At 72.2% G+C, this 2,602-nt stretch carries 3 protein-coding genes and 1 pseudogene; all 4 read left to right on the top strand.

Features of this window, described 5'->3' with window-relative positions; genetic code table 11:
• Nucleotides 1-170, top strand: a 170-nt coding sequence (locus VJR25_RS00810; protein ID WP_324111532.1) for a DUF2469 family protein, incomplete at its 5' end; no start/stop codon positions are given.
• Nucleotides 171-296: 126 nt separating this feature from the next.
• Nucleotides 297-659: a YraN family protein gene (locus tag VJR25_RS00805; RefSeq protein ID WP_324111531.1), complete on the top strand. Its 363-nt coding sequence runs from the start codon at nt 297-299 to the stop codon at nt 657-659.
• Nucleotides 656-2,182 carry a YifB family Mg chelatase-like AAA ATPase gene (locus VJR25_RS00800; RefSeq protein WP_324111530.1) on the top strand — a complete coding sequence of 509 codons (1,527 nt, stop codon included), beginning with the start codon at nt 656-658 and terminating at the stop codon, nt 2,180-2,182. The genes VJR25_RS00805 and VJR25_RS00800 overlap by 4 nt, the downstream gene beginning before the upstream one ends.
• Nucleotides 2,179-2,602, top strand: a pseudogene (locus VJR25_RS00795) (DNA-protecting protein DprA); the annotation flags it as partial. The gene VJR25_RS00800 and the pseudogene VJR25_RS00795, both read left to right, overlap by 4 nt.

The raw sequence follows: 2,602 nt of genomic DNA, 5'->3' as shown, positions 1-2,602 counted from the left end.
AGCACGACTTCTACTTCGAGATCACGATGAACGACGTGTGGGTGTGGGACATCTACCGCGCCGACCGTTTCGTGAAGTCGGTGCGGGTGCTCACGTTCAAGGACGTCAACGTCGAGGAGCTGTCCCGTCACGACCTGCACCTGCCTGAGGAGCTCTCGCTCGACAACTGAGCGCGGCATCGGGCTTCGCGGGTTCCCGCAGGTGCCACCCGTCCACAGGCCCGACGCGGCCGGGCCCGCTCCACAGACTGAGGCGCCGGCAGGTCGCGGCCCGGCGATCGCTGCGAGTCTGCCGTCATGGCAGCGAAAGACGATCTCGGGCGCGCGGGCGAGGCACGTGCCGCGCAGCATCTGAGCCGCAGCGGCTACGACATCGTCGACCGCAACTGGCGTTGCCCGGACGGCGAGCTCGACCTCGTCGCGGTCCGCGGGCGCGAGGTGGTCGTGGTCGAGGTGAAGACCCGGCGCAGCGACGGATACGGCGATCCGCTCGAGGCTGTCGACGCCCGCAAGCGGGCGCGGCTGTGGCGGCTGGCGCACCGCTGGCGTCACGAGCATCCGGACCACGCGACCGGCCGGGTGCTGAGGCTCGACGTGATCGGCATCACGGGCGCCGATCCCTGGTCGGGGCGGCTCGTCCACCTCGAGGACATCCGGTGAGCGTCGCGCGGACGTGGGCCGTCGCGCTCGTCGGGCTCGAGGGCACCCTGGTCGAGGTCGAGGCGGACCTCAGCAAGCAGGTGCCGGATTTCCACATCATCGGCCTCGCCGACAAAGCCCTGGGCGAGGCGGTGCAGCGCGTGCACAACGCCTGCGCGAACAGCGGCACCCCTCTGCCCAAGCGACGCCTCACCGTGAACCTGTCGCCGGCGAGTCTGCCGAAGCAGGGATCCGGGTTCGACCTCGCCGTGGCGATCGCCGCGCTCGCGACCGAGGACGGCATGAATCCGGCCTCGGTGGGCGGCACCGTCCACATCGGCGAGCTCGGCCTGGACGGACGGCTGCGCCCGGTGGCCGGTATCCTGCCCGCGGTGATCGCGGCGCAGCGCGCGGGCCACACGCGCGTCGTCGTGCCGTACGCCAACCGCGGCGAAGCGGAACTGGTCGCCGGCGTCGAGGTGCACGGTGCGGTGACGCTCGCGGAGGTCGTGCGATTTCACGGCGCGGACGTCGAGGTGCCCGAGGCCGACCCGGTGACCGTCGAGGAGATGGCGGAGATCGAGCCGCGTCACCTCGATCTCGCCGAGGTCATCGGCCAGCGCGATGCGGTCGACGCGCTCGTCGTCGCGGGTGCCGGCGGGCATCACCTTCTGATGAGCGGACCGCCGGGAGCGGGGAAGACGATGATCGCGGAACGGCTGCCCGGCATCCTGCCCGATCTGGACGACGAGGCGGCGCTGCGGGCGGCGTCGATCAGGTCGCTCTCCGGGACGACGGTCCGGACGCTGACGCGCACACCGCCGTTCGAGGCGCCGCACCATTCGGCGAGCGTCGCCGCACTCGTCGGCGGCGGGTCCCGCGTCGTGCGCCCCGGTGCGGTTGCGCGCGCGAGCGAAGGCGTCCTCTTCCTGGACGAGGCGACCGAGTATCCGGCCAGCACCCTCGATGCCCTGCGCCAGCCGTTGGAGACGGGGCAGATCGCGATCCACCGCGCGGGATTCACGGCGTCGTTCCCCGCCCGCTTCCAGCTCGTGCTGGCTTCGAACCCTTGCCCCTGCGGCAACTACGGGGTGCGCGGCGCCTCCTGCACGTGCCCGCCGATCGCCATCCGCCGTTACCTCGGTCGCCTGAGCGGCCCGCTGCTCGATCGCATCGACATCGAATTGTCCGTCCGGCGGGTCTCCGTCGCCCATGCGAACCCCGACCATGCCGTCACGACGACCGCCGATGCCCGGGCCCGCGTGCACGAGGCGCGGGCGCGTGCCCGGCGTCGGCTCTGCGAGACACCGTGGCGACTCAATTCCGAGGTGAGCGGGGACTGGCTGCGGGTCGGCCCCCTCGCGCCGTCGGAGGTGGTGCGGCGGCCGCTGGATGCCGCGCTGTACCGCGGATCACTCACGATGCGCAGCTACGACCGCATCCTCCGGGTCGCGTGGTCGCTTGCCGACCTCGCCGGCCGCGATCGGCTCAGCATCGACGACGTCGGACGTGCCCTGTACCTGAAGAGAGGACTCCACTCATGACCGCCGGGCCTCAGGATGACACCGAGATCATGTCCCTCCTCGCGCGACTCGGTCGACGCACGGACGATCCGGATCGCGCGCGGGACGACCTCAGCCGGGTCGTCTGGAGCTGCCTCGCGGAACCCGGTGACGCGGTCGCCGGCATGCTCATCGATGCACTCGGCGCCGACGAAGCACTCCGCGCCGCCTGCGCCGCGCGGCCCAGCCGAGCGGCGCCGGACGCCGCGGGCATCCCGCTCGCGGATTGGGGCGATGCCCTGAAGCGCTGGCGTCCGCGGGTGACCGCGCCGGATGCCGCGCATGCGCTGCGGATCGCCGTGACGCGCGGCATCCGGCTGGTGACTCCCGCCGACGCGCACTGGCCGCGCGCCGTCGACGACCTCGGTGCGCATCGCCCGATCTGCCTGTGGGTGCGCGGTG

It is taken from the genome of Microbacterium sp. (genome assembly GCF_035277845.1).
Classification (GTDB): domain Bacteria; phylum Actinomycetota; class Actinomycetes; order Actinomycetales; family Microbacteriaceae; genus Microbacterium.
Note: the sequence above shows the minus strand (reverse complement) of the source record. Positions and strands in the feature narration are given on the sequence as shown.

Excerpts from the sequence above, each read along its gene's own strand:
- VJR25_RS00805 (WP_324111531.1), top strand. The coding sequence starts at position 297 with ATGGCAGCGAAAGACGATCTCGGGCGCGCGGGCGAGGCACGTGCCGCG.